Here is a 15,337-nt window from a genome sequence, read left to right on the forward strand (position 1 = left end):
CAAACACATTTATTTTTTAAGTTTTTTATAGGCTTAATAACTTGGTTAAGTTATTAAGGGCGCACGGCGAATGCCTTGGCACTAGGAGCCGAAGAAGGACGGCACTAACACCGATATGCTTCGGGGAGCTGTAAGTGAGCTTTGATCCGGAGATTTCCGAATGGGGGAACCCACTACGTTTAATCGCGTAGTATCTTGACGTGAATACATAGCGTCTTGAAGGCAGACCCAGGGAACTGAAACATCTAAGTACCTGGAGGAAGAGAAAGAAAAATCGATTCCCTGAGTAGCGGCGAGCGAAACGGGAAGAGCCCAAACCAAGAGGCTTGCCTCTTGGGGTTGTAGGACACTCTATACGGAGTTACAAAAGAGCGAGTTAGATGAAGCGACTTGGAAAGGTCCGCCAGAGCAGGTAAAAGCCCTGTAGTCGAAAGTTCGTTCTCTCCTGAGTGGATCCTGAGTACGGCGGAACACGTGAAATTCCGTCGGAATCCGGGAGGACCATCTCCCAAGGCTAAATACTACCTAGTGACCGATAGTGAACCAGTACCGTGAGGGAAAGGTGAAAAGCACCCCGGAAGGGGAGTGAAAGAGATCCTGAAACCGTGTGCCTACAAGTAGTTAGAGCCCGTTAATGGGTGATAGCGTGCCTTTTGTAGAATGAACCGGCGAGTTACGATTACGTGCAAGGTTAAGCTTTAGAAGGCGGAGCCGCAGCGAAAGCGAGTCTGAATAGGGCGAAGTAGTACGTGGTCGTAGACCCGAAACCAGGTGATCTACCCATGTCCAGGGTGAAGGTGAGGTAACACTTACTGGAGGCCCGAACCCACGCACGTTGAAAAGTGCGGGGATGAGGTGTGGGTAGCGGAGAAATTCCAATCGAACTTGGAGATAGCTGGTTCTCTCCGAAATAGCTTTAGGGCTAGCCTCGTGATGAGAATACTGGAGGTAGAGCACTGTTTGGACTAGGGGGCCATCCCGGTTTACCGAATTCAGACAAACTCCGAATGCCAGATATTTATACACGGGAGTCAGACTGCGAGTGATAAGATCCGTAGTCAAAAGGGAAACAGCCCAGACCACCAGCTAAGGTCCCAAAGTAATCGTTAAGTGGAAAAGGATGTGGCGTTGCACAGACAACCAGGATGTTGGCTTAGAAGCAGCCATCATTTAAAGAGTGCGTAATAGCTCACTGGTCGAGTGACGCTGCGCCGAAAATGTATCGGGGCTAAACGATTCACCGAAGCTGTGGATTGACATCTACGATGTCAGTGGTAGGAGAGCGTTCTAAGTGCGTTGAAGTCAGACCGGAAGGACTGGTGGAGCGCTTAGAAGTGAGAATGCCGGTATGAGTAGCGAAAGACGGGTGAGAATCCCGTCCACCGTATGACTAAGGTTTCCTGAGGAAGGCTCGTCCGCTCAGGGTTAGTCGGGACCTAAGCCGAGGCCGATAGGCGTAGGCGATGGACAACAGGTTGATATTCCTGTACCACCTCCTCACCGTTTGAGAAATGGGGGGACGCAGTAGGATAGGGTAAGCGCGCCGTTGGTTGTGCGCGTCCAAGCAGTAAGGCGTGTGTGTAGGCAAATCCGCACACTGTAACGTTGAGCTGTGATGGCGAGTCCGTATGGACGAAGTTCCTGATTTCACACTGCCAAGAAAAGCCTCTATCGAGGTGAGAGGTGCCCGTACCGCAAACCGACACAGGTAGTCGAGGAGAGAATCCTAAGGTGTGCGAGAGAACTCTCGTTAAGGAACTCGGCAAAATGACCCCGTAACTTCGGGAGAAGGGGTGCTCTTGAGCGTGCAAGCGCATGAGAGCCGCAGTGAATAGGCCCAGGCGACTGTTTAGCAAAAACACAGGTCTCTGCAAAACCGTAAGGTGACGTATAGGGGCTGACGCCTGCCCGGTGCTGGAAGGTTAAGAGGAGTGGTTAGCGCAAGCGAAGCTGCGAATTGAAGCCCCAGTAAACGGCGGCCGTAACTATAACGGTCCTAAGGTAGCGAAATTCCTTGTCGGGTAAGTTCCGACCCGCACGAAAGGCGTAACGATCTGGGCACTGTCTCAACGAGAGACTCGGTGAAATTATAGTACCTGTGAAGATGCAGGTTACCCGCGACAGGACGGAAAGACCCCGTGGAGCTTTACTGTAGCCTGATATTGAATTTTGGTACAACTTGTACAGGATAGGTAGGAGCCAGAGATCTCGGAGCGCCAGCTTCGAAGGAGGCGTCGGTGGGATACTACCCTGGTTGTATTGAAATTCTAACCCATGCCCCTTAGCGGGGCAGGAGACAGTGTCAGGCGGACAGTTTGACTGGGGCGGTCGCCTCCTAAAAGGTAACGGAGGCGCCCAAAGGTTCCCTCAGAATGGTTGGAAATCATTCGTAGAGTGTAAAGGCACAAGGGAGCTTGACTGCGAGACCTACAAGTCGAGCAGGGTCGAAAGACGGGCTTAGTGATCCGGTGGTTCCGCATGGAAGGGCCATCGCTCAACGGATAAAAGCTACCCCGGGGATAACAGGCTTATCTCCCCCAAGAGTCCACATCGACGGGGAGGTTTGGCACCTCGATGTCGGCTCATCGCATCCTGGGGCTGTAGTCGGTCCCAAGGGTTGGGCTGTTCGCCCATTAAAGCGGTACGCGAGCTGGGTTCAGAACGTCGTGAGACAGTTCGGTCCCTATCCGTCGTGGGCGTAGGAAATTTGAGAGGAGCTGTCCTTAGTACGAGAGGACCGGGATGGACACACCGCTGGTGTACCAGTTGTCTTGCCAAAGGCATCGCTGGGTAGCTATGTGTGGACGGGATAAGTGCTGAAAGCATCTAAGCATGAAGCCCCCCTCAAGATGAGATTTCCCATTACGCAAGTAAGTAAGATCCCTCAAAGACGATGAGGTAGATAGGTTCGAGGTGGAAGTGTGGTGACACATGGAGCTGACGAATACTAATCGATCGAGGACTTAACCAATATGTTTGAAGCATTCAATGCACCGTTTATCCAGTTTTGAAAGAATAAATCTTTCAATTAAATACAAAGTCTAGTGATGATGGCAAAGAGGTCACACCCGTTCCCATACCGAACACGGAAGTTAAGCTCTTTAGCGCCGATGGTAGTTGGGGGCTTCCCCCTGTGAGAGTAGGACGTCGCTAGGCAAAAAAGGAACCACTGAGAAATCAGTGGTTTTTTTGTATGTTTTGAAACCTAGAAATGTTAAAGTTTAAGAAGGTTATCAAAATATTCAAAGGGGGTCAACAGAATGGCAACAGGGCAACATAGTAAGGAAATCAATATACAGAAAAATAAATTAGAGGATTTTATTCATCATAAGGAACAATGGGCTGTTTTAATACCAGGTTACTTACATCATGAACTACTAAATGAAGATGATATGATATGGGTTTTCCAAGGAGATTTTGGCATTATTCAAAAAGCTGTTAAAGTGAAACTTAAAGTAAAAAAATCGGATGCTCATCAATTACAATTTGATTTAGAGGGTTTATCTGATCCAATAAATGGTGATGGTTCTTTTGAAGTAAAACAAAATCAAAATGAATCACCACAGCTGACTGGTAATTTAACAATGAAAGCTAGTGGATTTTTAGCAGGAATGATGAATCCAGTATTAGATAATTTTGTACCTCGACTAGTTGAACAATTAGTGGAAGCAATGGCACTTCAAGCTGCAAAAGACTAGTTGTATGATGGAAAAATTGGAGAACCGATTATTGCTGTTATCTGTAATAATCGGTTTTATTTTGATCTAGCAACTTTTACGTGTGCAAAAAGGGCGATTTAGGTATAGAAGACCCTCCTTTTCGAATAAGATATTTTTGTTGAAAAGGGATAGCTTTTTTCTCTCCTTATAATTTCGTATAATTAAGGGAGAATCTAACGAAAATAGGTGTTTGTTTTGCAAAAGAAAAAGCCAATTATAGAAAGGTTAGAACGCTTTAGACAGCAGCAGAATATTTCTTTTCATGTCCCAGGTCATAAGCATGGCGAACTGTCTCACCTTCCGCAAGCATTTAAAGATGTTATGCGTTATGATGTAACTGAATTATCCGGTTTAGATGATTTACATTACCCTGAGGAAATGATATTAGAAGCAGAAAATTTATTGGCAGATACATATGGGGCAACGAAGAGTTTCTTTTTAGTAGGAGGGTCTACTGTTGGAAATTTAGCAATGATTTATGCTACTTGTAACAAAGGCGATACCATTATTGTTCAGCGTAATGCGCATAAATCGATTTTCCATGCTATTGAACTTACTGGGGCTAAGCCAATATTTGTGTCTCCGCTATGGGATGAACGAACGATGTCGGCGACACATGTAACATATAGAGATTTAAAGGAAGCAGTAGAAAATTATTCAGAGGCGAAAGCGGTTGTTTTAACATATCCTACTTATTATGGGATGACTTCAAATGAAATACAGCAACAAATAGCTTATTGTCATGAAAAGGGGATACCTGTATTGGTGGATGAAGCACATGGCGCACATTTTAATGCATGTACGCTATTTCAGCCATCCGCATTGACATTTGGAGCAGATGTTGTTGTTCAATCAGCTCATAAGACTCTACCTGCTATGACGATGGCTTCTTTTATGCATGTTAAGTCGGAATTAATAGAGGCTGACAAAATACATTATTACTTACGCATGTTACAATCTAGTAGCCCATCTTACTTATTATTAGCATCATTAGATGATGCTCGCTATTATGTACAGACATATATGGAGAGTGATGGGGCATATATAATAGAAAAAAAGAATCAATGGGTAGATGCATTACGATCAATTGGTTCATTGGAAGTAATTGAAGTAGATGATCCACTTAAAGTATTGTTACGTGTTAATGGTTATAGTGGCTTTCAGTTACAGGAGGCATTAGAGGCAAAGCATGTTTATGGGGAACTGGCAGATGCCAATCAAGTTTTATTTGTGTTACCTTTGCTGAAGCAAGGACATACCTATCCATTTGCTGAAATCAGGGTCCGTATAAAAGAGGCTATAACGATGCTATTAAACACAGCTAAAACAGATAGCATAACTGCTTCTCAAACAGCCTATCATTTTGTACCGATTACTGAGCCTATATATACCTTTAATGAGGTTGCATCATTAAGTAAAGAGTGGTTACCCTATATGCGTACAATGGGACGAATTTCAGCAAATATGATTATCCCTTATCCACCTGGTATACCATTATTAGTACCAGGTGAAAGAATAACAGTAGCTAAGTTAAGTCAATTGGAAGAGCTATTAGCAGCAGGTGCAACATTCCAGGGGAATCATCGATTAGCAGAAAAAATGATTCAGGTTATTAAATAGTTGGAGGCAATAACAGCATGAATAGCAATTTATTTATTACATTTGAAGGACCAGAGGGAGCAGGGAAAACAACGGTCATTCAAATGATAGCAGAGCGATTAGCAAAAAATAATATAGAAGTTCTAGCAACAAGAGAACCAGGTGGAATCGAGATTGCGGAAAAAATAAGAACGATCATTTTGAATCCTGCACATACTGCGATGGATGAACGAACAGAAGCATTATTATATGCTGCAGCAAGAAGCCAGCATTATTTTGAAAAGGTACGCCCTGCCTTAGATGCAGGGAAGTTGGTTATATGTGACCGTTTTATCGATTCCTCTTTAGCCTACCAAGGATATGCAAGAGGAATCGGTGTCAATGAGGTGCTTTCTATTAATGAGTTTGCTATTGGGAAGAAATTACCTGATCTGACCATATTATTTGATCTTGCTCCAGAGGTTGGCTTAGCGCGTATTCATGCAACAGGCAATCGGGAAGTAAACCGCTTAGATGTAGAAAGTTTGCCATTTCATCAGAAGGTACGTGAAGGATATTTACAACTAGTAGAGCAGTATCCAGAGCGAATACGTGTGGTCAACGCAGATCAAGATATTGAGAATGTTGTGGAAGATGTATGGTTATTATTATTGGAAGCAATACAGTAAATGCATGAAGTTGTCTACAACAATGTGATATAATGATACTATCCATTAATTTATCTTCGCTAGGATAGCATCAATTGGGAGTATCCATTATGTCGGAGGGCAATTACCGCTGACGCTTCGCTTTCAAGCAGATCTAATTTTAGGTTAACTAACCTGCATTGTATAGGCGGGTAACATTGGTGATATTCCTCAATTTTAATGGATGTTTAAACATCTGCAGAATCAAGATAAAATTTATAAGCTAATGCTTAGGAATAGTATTAAAACCTATATAGGTGAATTTTATAAAAGGGGTGAGTGCGAATGAAGTTAGTCGTAGCTGTAGTGCAAGATCAGGATAGCAGCCGCTTATCAAATGCTTTAACGAAAAATCAGTTTCGCGCAACTAAATTAGCGAGCACAGGAGGATTTTTACGTTCAGGAAATACGACATTTCTTATAGGAACTGAAGACTCTCTCATACCCAAACTTTTAGATATTATTCGGGATAATTGTCGGGCAAGAGAGCAAATGGTTGCACCCGTTTCTCCGTTAGGAGGAAATGCTGATTCCTATATACCTTACCCTGTGGAGGTAGAGGTGGGAGGAGCTACCGTATTTGTTTTACCGATTGAACAATTCCATCATTTTTAAAAAGTAGCCTCCGAAGCTAAATCATTGATTATTTGTTACTATTAAACATTTTATTTAAAATCGATTATGCGTAGGAGAAATAGATGAAAATTGTGGGGGCGAAACCAGCTTGAAAATTAATCAAGATATACGTGTCGGGTTAAATACAAATCGCAAAGAGCCACTACAAAATAATAATCAAAATAACCGATTTGGAGATATGGTCGTCAAGCAAGGTAATAAGTTGCAAACAGAACAACTCACACGTTTGTTAGGGGATATATCTACTGCAGGGGACCGAGTAGCTAGATCACGTAATTTACGAGAACTTGCTAGGTTTAAAATGCTTGTAAAACGATTTCTACAAGAGACAGTAGAACATGGTATGGAGTTAAAACAATCACATACCTGGAATCGTTTTGGTGAAGGAAGACGTCTGAAAATCATTGAGACCATTGATACACGTCTTGTCGAGCTTGCACAGGATCTCTTAGACGAAGAAAAAGAAGCAATAGATCTTCTTGATAAAATCGGTGAAATTAAAGGCTTATTAATTAATTTATATATGTAAAACCCGTGTCTCGTTCTCATATAGGCGCGGGCTTTTTTCAAATGTTGATGTGGCAACTCGCCATTAAAGTAGAACAACGGCAATGTTTCTTTACAGAAAACCAAAAGTGCAAGAAAGTACCACTTTTGTTGTAGAAACAGGAAGGAATTTAAATGTATGGCCAAGAATTTTGAAGAGCTACTCACACTACAACCAGTCGTAATGAAGCAACTTCAAACGATTTTTGACAAGAACAGATTAGCACATGCATATATTTTTGATGGTGAAAAAGGGACAGGCAAGGCAGATATTATGCACTTTTTTGTCAAATTGATGTTATGTGAGCAACCAAATGGAAATGTTCCATGTGAAACATGTCGAAATTGCAAACGTGTAGATTCGGGAAATCATCCAAATATTCATCAAATTTATCCAGATGGTCAATTTATAAAAATTGATCAGATGCGAGAACTCATTGGAGAAATGAAAATGATGGGTGTAGAAGAAGGACGTAAGATTTATGTGCTTCATCATGCAGACCGTCTTAATACAGCCTCTGCTAATATGATACTTAAATTTTTAGAGGAGCCAGATGGAGAGGTAACTGCTATATTACTAACGGAGCAAATGCAGTCAATACTTCCAACTATCCGTTCTCGTTGCCAACATATCAAATTTCAAAAAATGCCACGTCATGTTTTATTGAAGCATTTACAGGAAAATAATATTTCACATTCAATGGCTTCAACAGTAAGCATGATGACAAACGAGCTCGAAACAGCTATATTTTTAGCAAATGATGAGCAGTTTGCACTCGCTCGAAAAACAGTGTTAAAATTAGTAGAGGCCATTCGGCAAAATGTACATGAAGCAATGCTTATTGTGCATGAAGAGTGGTTGCCTCACTTTAAAGAAAAAAGCGAGATGGAACAAGCATTGGATTTACTACTATTTGCTTACCGTGATATAGTGTCAATAAAAGCTAATCCCGAGGCAGCTTGTACTTATCCAGACATGTTACCACTATTTAAAGAAGTTGCGTTATATTCCACTTATGATAAATTGTCAAATCAGCTGGAATCTATTTTACAAGCACGCGCATCTTTACAGCGTAACATGAATAGGACGTTATTGATGGAGCAGTTAATGCTAAATCTGCAGGAGGGATATACATTTGTATAATGTAGTAGGAGTCCGCTTTAAAAAGGCGGGTAAAATATATTATTTTGATCCGGCATCATTTCTACTAGAAGATAATCAATATGTTATTGTAGAGACAGCCCGCGGTGTAGAGTATGGAAAGGTAGTTGTCCCTCAAAAGGTAGTGGGTGATAATGATGTTGTATTACCACTAAAACAAGTACTTAGACCAGCAGATGATCGTGATCGTATACAAGTAGAGGAAAATGCAGCAGAATCAAAACGCGCATTTGAACTCGCTAGTACTAAAATTATAGAGCATAATTTAGAAATGAAACTTGTAGATGTTGAATATACATTTGATCGTAATAAAATTATTTTTTACTTTACAGCTGAAGGACGAGTTGATTTCAGGGATCTAGTAAAAGATTTAGCCTCTGTTTTTAGAACACGTATTGAACTTCGCCAAATCGGTGTGCGTGATGAAGCGAAGCTTTTAGGTGGTATCGGTCCATGTGGTAGAATGCTTTGTTGCTCCACATTTTTGGGTGATTTTGAGCCCGTTTCTATTAAAATGGCTAAAGATCAAAACTTATCATTAAATCCCTCAAAAATATCTGGCCTTTGTGGACGTTTAATGTGTTGCTTAAAGTATGAAAATGATGAATATGAAGAAGCAAAAGAGGGCATGCCAGATGTTGGTGAGATAACAATGACACCAGATGGCCGTGGGAAAGTAGTAGGGATAAATGTGCTGGAAAGACTTATTCAAGTATATTTACACGAGCAAGAACGCACAGTTGAGTATACACTAGAAGAACTGCTAGCATGCGAAAAAAATCTTATTTAAGATAGAGAATTTAACGAGGTGGCTTGGGTGAAGGACCGTAATTTCTTAGATACCGTTATGGAGTTCGAACAACAGCTCGAAGCAATGCAGGAGCAATTTGGTGCATTGAAACAATTTGTAGCGTTAATGATGGAAGAGCATAAGGCGCTTGAAACAGAAAACCATCACCTACGTACACGTCTAGAAGAACTACTTTCTAATACAAACTCCGTACAAGCTGCTGAAGTAAAGAAAGAAAGTCCGCTAGATATTGGTGAGGGATATGATAACTTAGCTCGCCTCTACCAAGAGGGCTTCCATGTTTGCCATGTTCATTTTGGAAGTTCACGTAAGGGTGAGGATTGTCTGTTTTGTCTATCATTTTTAAATAAACAGAATGTGTAATAAAAGGCTGATTCCCGCTACGGTGGTGTCAGTCTTTTGTTTTGTAGCGTAGGAGGAGTAAGCATGGAAAAATGGCTAAAAGGTGATGAGCGGTTAGATTATTTGTTGGCTGAGAATTTACGTATTATTCAAAGTCCCTCTGTCTTTTCGTTCTCATTAGATGCAGTGTTGCTTTCGAAGTTTGTCAGTATTCCTTATCATAAGGGGAAAATTGTTGATTTATGCTCAGGAAATGGTGTGATACCACTTTTTTTAAGTGCACGTACAAAGGGACAAATAACGGGAGTTGAAATTCAGCCACGTTTATTTGATATGGCTGAGAGAAGTATCCGTTATAATCAGCTAGAACAGCAAATACAAATGATTCTTGGAGATGTCAAAGAAATACCGAAACAACTAGGCATTGAAAAGTATGATGTGGTTACCTGTAATCCACCCTATTTTTTAGCACATGAAGCAAGTGATAAAAATCTTAGTGAGCATCATGCCATTGCACGACATGAATTGTATTTAACATTGGAAGAAGCGATTCAATCAGCAAGTAAATTATTAAAGCAAGGGGGCAAGGCCGCATTTGTCCACCGACCAGGGCGATTATTAGATATTGTGACAGCTATGCGAGCAAATCGCTTAGAGCCTAAACGGATGCAGCTCATTTATCCAAAGGAAGGGAAAGAGGCTAATACATTATTAATAGAAGGAATAAAAGATGGAAAGCCTGATTTGAAAATTCTGCCGCCGTTGTTTGTTTATGATGCCAATAATGAATACACGGCAGAAGTGAGAGAAATTCTTTATGGAAAAGAGTAATAATCACTACTTTTATGTGTTAGAGTGTGCTGATCAAACTCTTTATGCAGGGTATACAAATAATATAGAAAAACGTGTTGCTGTACATAACGCTGGTAAAGGAGCAAAATATACAAGAGCTAGAGGTCCAGTGAAATGTATTTATAAAGAAAAATTTGAGACAAAACAAGAAGCAATGCGTACTGAATATGCCTTTAAGCAATTAACAAGAACACAGAAAATTAATTATATAAGGAGGGGTGAATCGTGAAATCACAAAAAAGTACAATACACGATCAGACAGGTTGTTTATATCTGGTAGGAACACCTATTGGAAACTTAGAGGATATGAGTGTGCGAGCACTTCGCATTTTAAAAGAAGCCGATATTATCGCTGCAGAAGATACTAGAAACACCAAAAAGCTGTGCAACTACTTTGAGATTGAAACACCACTGATTAGCTACCATGAACATAATCTAGCCGTGGGTGGAGAAAAATTATTAACATTACTACAAGAAGGAAAAACAATTGCATTAGTAAGTGATGCAGGTTTACCTTGTATTTCTGATCCAGGTGCAGATATAGTTGAAAAAGCAATTGCTCAAAACTTTTCTGTCGTACCAGTGCCAGGGCCTAATGCAGCAATTTCAGCGTTAATTGCATCTGGGTTGTCGCCACAACCATTTTTCTTTTATGGATTTTTGAATCGTGGGAAAAAGGAACGTCGCCAGCAATTAGAACAATTAAAAAAACGCCAAGAAACGATTTTACTATATGAGGCACCACATCGCTTAAAGGATACATTAAAAGATATGGAAGCTATACTCGGGGAACGTCGTGTCGTTTTAGCTCGAGAGCTGACAAAGAAGTTTGAAGAGTTTTTACGAGGTACATTGGCTGAAGCTGTAGAATGGTCACAAACAGAGGAAATACGAGGAGAGTTTTGTATTGTTCTGGAAGGTAATAGCTGTCTAGAAGAGGAAGATCATGAAGAAGCCTATTGGCAAAACATGTCCATTGTTGAACATGTTGATTTCATTATCAATCAATCGAATGTATCCTCAAAAGAAGCCATTAAAGAAGTAGCTAAGTTAAGACAAAAGGCAAAGCGAGATGTTTATAATGAATATCATAGTGAATAATAGTAAAGAGTTACCTTATTAGGGTAGCTCTTTATTTTTATTTTGTTACTGTATCCGAAACTAAAAGTAGAAATGTAATAATTTTGAGACACAATTTTAAATTGATAATAATTGTAAATAATAGTACCCTTAAGTAGCAAGGTCTGACATGTACATTATAAGGGGTCAAGAATTTGGTTATATTAAAAACAGAAACACCTAAATCACTGTGTTGATTTAGGTGAGTAACTAATTATTTTTTTAAGTTAGATTGAATTTCTTTAACTAACATTTCAGCGCCTTCTGGACTTAAAATTAATTTGCCTCCAACTAGACGGAAGTTATCATCTGAAACTTCACCAGTAACAGCACATGTCATATTAGGCATATATTTTTTTAAGATGATTTTATCATCATCCACATAGATTTCTAAAGCGTCCTTTTCAGCAATACCTAGCGTACGGCGTAACTCGATAGGAATTACTACACGACCTAACTCATCGACTTTACGAACAATCCCTGTTGATTTCATAATAGATTTCCTCCTAATTTATAAAAGTTATATTGGTATTTCGTCAAATTTCGACATTATTTCTTTGTCTGATAGTTATCATACCAAGTAATGCCATAAACGTCAATTAATTAATGCACTAATATTATGGTTTTTGAAAAAAATTTTTGAGAAGAATGCAGGTATTTTAATTTTTTTAAAAGGTTTTTAATAAATATTTTTGTTAATAGTAAAAAAGGTTCTTATTTAAGTCATTTAATGGATTAAATATATTATTCGACAATTTTCGCGTTTAATAAACTTTCATTGAAACGAATTTCGTACTTCGTTAGAATAGAAAGTATATTGTAAAACAATGGAGGCAGTTCTTGTGAGTGAACAACAAAAAACATTCTATATAACAACACCCATCTACTATCCAAGTGGGAAATTTCATATTGGTACGGCATATACAACAGTAGCATCTGATACTATTGCACGCTATAAACGTTTAAAAGGTTATGATGTACGCTTTTTAACAGGAATGGACGAACATGGCCAAAAAATTCAAGAAAAAGCAGCTGAAGCGGGTAAACATCCTCAAGATTATGTAAATGAAATTGCAGATGCTGCGAAAAAACTTTGGGGTTTAATGGATATTTCTTATGATGACTTTATTCAAACAACGCAGGATCGACATACGAAAGCTGTCGAAAAGATTTTCCAAAAGTTTTTAGATAATGGTGATATTTATAAAGGTCAATATGAAGGCTGGTACTGTACACCGTGTGAATCATTCTTTACTGAGACTCAACTAGTTGACGGGAATTGTCCAGATTGTGGTCGTCCAGTGCACAAGGTTAAAGAAGAATCGTACTTCTTTAATATGAAGAAATATGCAGATCGTTTATTAGCTTATTATGAAGAGAACCTTGAATTCATTGAGCCAGAATCACGAAAAAATGAAATGATTAACAACTTCATTAAACCAGGGCTAGAGGATTTATCGGTATCAAGAACATCCTTCGATTGGGGAATTAAAGTACCAGGAGATCCAAAACATGTAATTTATGTATGGGTTGATGCATTAACGAATTATATTACATCCTTAGGTTATCTATCAGAAGATGAATCACTATTCAATAAATATTGGCCAGCAGATGTACATGTAGTTGGGAAGGATATTGTTCGTTTCCACACGATTTATTGGCCAATCTTCTTAATGGCATTAGATTTGCCATTACCGAAAAAAGTATTTGCACATGGTTTTATTATGATGAAGGACGGAAAAATGTCTAAATCAAAAGGCAATGTGATTTATCCAGAAATGTTAATCGAGCGTTATGGACTAGATGCGACACGTTATTTCCTATTACGTGAATTACCATTTGGATCTGATGGGGTATTTTCACCAGAATCATTTATTGAACGTACAAACTTTGATCTGGCAAATGATTTAGGGAACTTATTAAATCGTACAATTTCAATGATTAATAAGTATTTTAATGGTATTATTCCGACAGAAAATCTTCAATCGACAGAATTTGATGCAGCTTTAAAAGAGCAAGCTGAGTCAGTACGTATTAAATATGAAGAAAGTATGGAAAAAATGCAATTTAGTGTCGTTCTAGCGGACTTATGGACGCTTGTTTCACGTACAAATAAGTATATAGATGAGACACAGCCTTGGGTGTTAGCAAAAGAGGAATCAGACAAGCCAAAATTAGGTGCTGTTATGCGAAATTTGGCAGAAAGCTTACACCAAATTGCTGTCATGTTGCAACCATTTATGACAACAACTCCGAAACGTATGATCGATCAGTTAGGATTAGATGACAAATTCTTAGCATGGGATACAATTGAAACATTCGGCAATACTATTCCAGCAAACATTAAAGTGGTAGAAAAAGGGATACCAATTTTCCCCCGCTTAGAAAACGAGGTTGAGATTGCTTATATTCGTGAGGAAATGCGTGGTTCTGTGAAAACACCACAAGAGGAAGAAAGTAAAAAGGCTACAGCGACTGACGAAAATCCAGAAATTCCTGAAATTACTATTGATGATTTTATGAAAGTTGATTTGCGAGTAGCGACGGTGACTGCATGTGAAACTGTTCCAAAAGCAGACAAATTATTAAAGCTTCAAGTCGATCTAGGATATGAGCAACGCCAAGTAGTTTCAGGTATTGCAAAATTCTATACACCAGATGATTTAATAGGTCAAAAAGTGATTGTCGTAGCAAATTTAAAACCAGTAAAATTACGTGGTGAATTATCACAAGGAATGATTTTAGCTGGTGAGAAAGATGGAATTTTAAAATTAGCATCCGTTGATCCTGAACTCGAAAATGGTGCAAAAGTAAAGTAATGAACTTAAGGAGGCCTGCTGAATATGAATTATTCAGCAGGCTTTTCAAATCTGTAAGGAAAATTGAGATTAAATTATTTTGAAATAATTTAAGTTGCATAAAAAATGGGGTTTTGTGGGTTTAAAGTACTATTTCGAGCAATGTCGAATAAGTGGAATGACACAATACCAAATAGTTTGTAATGAAATTGTAATGCTTACGAAAAATATGAAATAATAAATTTTAATAAAATCAATGTTAGGAGAATGAAGATGTTTATAGATACACACGTACATTTAAACGCAGATCAGTATGAGGAAGATCTTCAAGAGGTGATTGATAGAGCCCTTGAAGCTAAAGTAGAAAGAATGGTTGTTATTGGTTTTGACCGTAAAACCATTGAGAGAACAATGCAACTAATAGAGCAATATGACTTTGTATACGGTGTCATTGGTTGGCATCCAGTAGATGCGATTGATTGTACTCAACAAGATTTAGAGTGGATTGAGGAATTAGCATCACATCCAAAAATAGTTGGCATTGGTGAAACAGGATTGGATTACTATTGGGATAAGTCTCCAAAGGATGTTCAACAGGAACTTTTTCGCAAGCAAATTCAATTAGCTCAAAAGATCAATTTGCCAATCATTATTCATAATAGGGATGCAACGGGTGATGTTGTTCAAATTTTACGTGAAGAAAATGCTGCATCTGTAGGGGGGGTTATGCACTGCTTTAGTGGAAGTGTAGAAACAGCACGTGAATGTATAGGTATGAATTTTATGATTAGTCTTGGGGGACCAGTGACATTTAAAAATGCACGCCTACCAAAGGAAGTAGCTACAGAAATAGCTCTTGAGCACTTAATGATTGAAACAGACGCTCCTTATTTAGCTCCACATCCACATCGAGGTAAGCGCAATGAGCCCGCTTTCGTGCCTTTAGTTGCTGAGGAAATCGCACGTTTGAAAGGGTTGACAATTGAGGAAATTGCACAAGCAACAACAGCCAATGCGAAAAAATTTTTTGGGATTGACAATTAACTAGCTTAGATGCCTCCAATACT

14 protein-coding genes and 2 rRNA genes are annotated in these 15,337 nt (G+C 39.2%); 15 read left to right on the forward strand and 1 reads right to left on the reverse strand.

Annotated features, from left to right (window positions below; translation table 11 throughout):
- The first annotated feature begins 43 nt into the window (after positions 1–43).
- The 13 genes from MKZ14_RS00250 to rsmI all read left to right on the forward strand — a co-directional run bounded on the left by MKZ14_RS00250 (position 44) and on the right by rsmI (position 11,454).
- Positions 44–2,971: ribosomal RNA gene (locus MKZ14_RS00250) — 23S ribosomal RNA — on the forward strand.
- Between the two features lie 69 nt (positions 2,972–3,040).
- A 5S ribosomal RNA gene (gene rrf / locus MKZ14_RS00255) occupies positions 3,041–3,156 on the forward strand.
- Positions 3,157–3,260: 104 nt separating this feature from the next.
- Positions 3,261–3,698: an SRPBCC domain-containing protein gene (locus MKZ14_RS00260; protein ID WP_258860518.1), complete on the forward strand. Its 438-nt coding sequence runs from the start codon at positions 3,261–3,263 to the stop codon at positions 3,696–3,698.
- A 207-nt stretch (positions 3,699–3,905) separates the two neighbouring features.
- Positions 3,906–5,339: an aminotransferase class I/II-fold pyridoxal phosphate-dependent enzyme gene (locus tag MKZ14_RS00265; RefSeq protein ID WP_333006342.1), complete on the forward strand. Its 1,434-nt coding sequence runs from the start codon at positions 3,906–3,908 to the stop codon at positions 5,337–5,339.
- Positions 5,340–5,356: 17 nt separating this feature from the next.
- Positions 5,357–5,986, forward strand: coding sequence for a dTMP kinase (gene tmk / locus MKZ14_RS00270; RefSeq protein ID WP_036075713.1), 630 nt, complete (start codon positions 5,357–5,359; stop codon positions 5,984–5,986).
- Positions 5,987–6,289: 303 nt separating this feature from the next.
- Complete coding sequence (locus MKZ14_RS00275) at positions 6,290–6,619, forward strand: cyclic-di-AMP receptor (RefSeq protein WP_004229230.1); 330 nt, start codon at positions 6,290–6,292, stop codon at positions 6,617–6,619.
- Positions 6,620–6,728: 109 nt separating this feature from the next.
- Positions 6,729–7,169 (forward strand): YaaR family protein, encoded by a 441-nt coding sequence (locus tag MKZ14_RS00280; protein WP_004229228.1) that lies wholly within the window; start codon positions 6,729–6,731, stop codon positions 7,167–7,169.
- A 156-nt stretch (positions 7,170–7,325) separates the two neighbouring features.
- A complete protein-coding gene (gene holB / locus MKZ14_RS00285; RefSeq protein WP_016993814.1) occupies positions 7,326–8,330 on the forward strand; it encodes a DNA polymerase III subunit delta' in 1,005 nt (334 codons plus the stop codon).
- On the forward strand, positions 8,323–9,138 hold the full coding sequence (locus MKZ14_RS00290) for a stage 0 sporulation family protein (protein ID WP_036075709.1): 816 nt from the start codon (positions 8,323–8,325) through the stop codon (positions 9,136–9,138). Before holB ends, MKZ14_RS00290 begins: the two co-directional genes overlap by 8 nt.
- 27 nt (positions 9,139–9,165) lie before the next feature.
- Positions 9,166–9,522: a DNA replication initiation control protein YabA gene (yabA, locus tag MKZ14_RS00295; RefSeq protein WP_004229222.1), complete on the forward strand. Its 357-nt coding sequence runs from the start codon at positions 9,166–9,168 to the stop codon at positions 9,520–9,522.
- 63 nt (positions 9,523–9,585) lie between these two features.
- Complete coding sequence (locus tag MKZ14_RS00300; protein WP_339280543.1) at positions 9,586–10,332, forward strand: tRNA1(Val) (adenine(37)-N6)-methyltransferase; 747 nt, start codon at positions 9,586–9,588, stop codon at positions 10,330–10,332.
- Positions 10,319–10,582, forward strand: a complete 264-nt coding sequence (locus tag MKZ14_RS00305) for a GIY-YIG nuclease family protein (protein ID WP_339280544.1) — start codon at positions 10,319–10,321, stop codon at positions 10,580–10,582. The genes MKZ14_RS00300 and MKZ14_RS00305 overlap by 14 nt, the downstream gene beginning before the upstream one ends.
- Positions 10,579–11,454: a 16S rRNA (cytidine(1402)-2'-O)-methyltransferase gene (rsmI, locus tag MKZ14_RS00310; RefSeq protein ID WP_036075705.1), complete on the forward strand. Its 876-nt coding sequence runs from the start codon at positions 10,579–10,581 to the stop codon at positions 11,452–11,454. The genes MKZ14_RS00305 and rsmI overlap by 4 nt, the downstream gene beginning before the upstream one ends.
- Positions 11,455–11,686: 232 nt before the next feature.
- Here rsmI and MKZ14_RS00315 read toward each other — a convergent pair whose 3' ends face one another.
- Positions 11,687–11,965, reverse strand: coding sequence for an AbrB/MazE/SpoVT family DNA-binding domain-containing protein (locus tag MKZ14_RS00315; RefSeq protein ID WP_004229214.1), 279 nt, complete (start codon positions 11,963–11,965; stop codon positions 11,687–11,689).
- Between the two features lie 349 nt (positions 11,966–12,314).
- On the opposite strand from MKZ14_RS00315, the gene metG reads away from it, so the two are divergent.
- Positions 12,315–14,291, forward strand: a complete 1,977-nt coding sequence (metG, locus tag MKZ14_RS00320) for a methionine--tRNA ligase (RefSeq protein ID WP_339280545.1) — start codon at positions 12,315–12,317, stop codon at positions 14,289–14,291.
- Positions 14,292–14,543: 252 nt separating this feature from the next.
- On the forward strand, positions 14,544–15,314 hold the full coding sequence (locus MKZ14_RS00325) for a TatD family hydrolase (protein WP_036075700.1): 771 nt from the start codon (positions 14,544–14,546) through the stop codon (positions 15,312–15,314).
- Positions 15,315–15,337: the final 23 nt, after the last annotated feature.

It is taken from the genome of Lysinibacillus sp. FSL P2-0066 (genome assembly GCF_037969495.1).
Lineage (GTDB): Bacteria > Bacillota > Bacilli > Bacillales_A > Planococcaceae > Lysinibacillus > Lysinibacillus boronitolerans.

Excerpts from the sequence above, each read along its gene's own strand:
- holB (WP_016993814.1), top strand. The coding sequence starts at position 7,326 with ATGGCCAAGAATTTTGAAGAGCTACTCACACTACAACCAGTCGTAATG.
- MKZ14_RS00305 (WP_339280544.1), top strand. The coding sequence starts at position 10,319 with ATGGAAAAGAGTAATAATCACTACTTTTATGTGTTAGAGTGTGCTGAT.
- MKZ14_RS00315 (WP_004229214.1), bottom strand. The coding sequence starts at position 11,965 with ATGAAATCAACAGGGATTGTTCGTAAAGTCGATGAGTTAGGTCGTGTA.
- MKZ14_RS00260 (WP_258860518.1), top strand. The coding sequence starts at position 3,261 with ATGGCAACAGGGCAACATAGTAAGGAAATCAATATACAGAAAAATAAA.
- MKZ14_RS00300 (WP_339280543.1), top strand. The coding sequence starts at position 9,586 with ATGGAAAAATGGCTAAAAGGTGATGAGCGGTTAGATTATTTGTTGGCT.
- tmk (WP_036075713.1), top strand. The coding sequence starts at position 5,357 with ATGAATAGCAATTTATTTATTACATTTGAAGGACCAGAGGGAGCAGGG.
- MKZ14_RS00325 (WP_036075700.1), top strand. The coding sequence starts at position 14,544 with ATGTTTATAGATACACACGTACATTTAAACGCAGATCAGTATGAGGAA.
- MKZ14_RS00275 (WP_004229230.1), top strand. The coding sequence starts at position 6,290 with ATGAAGTTAGTCGTAGCTGTAGTGCAAGATCAGGATAGCAGCCGCTTA.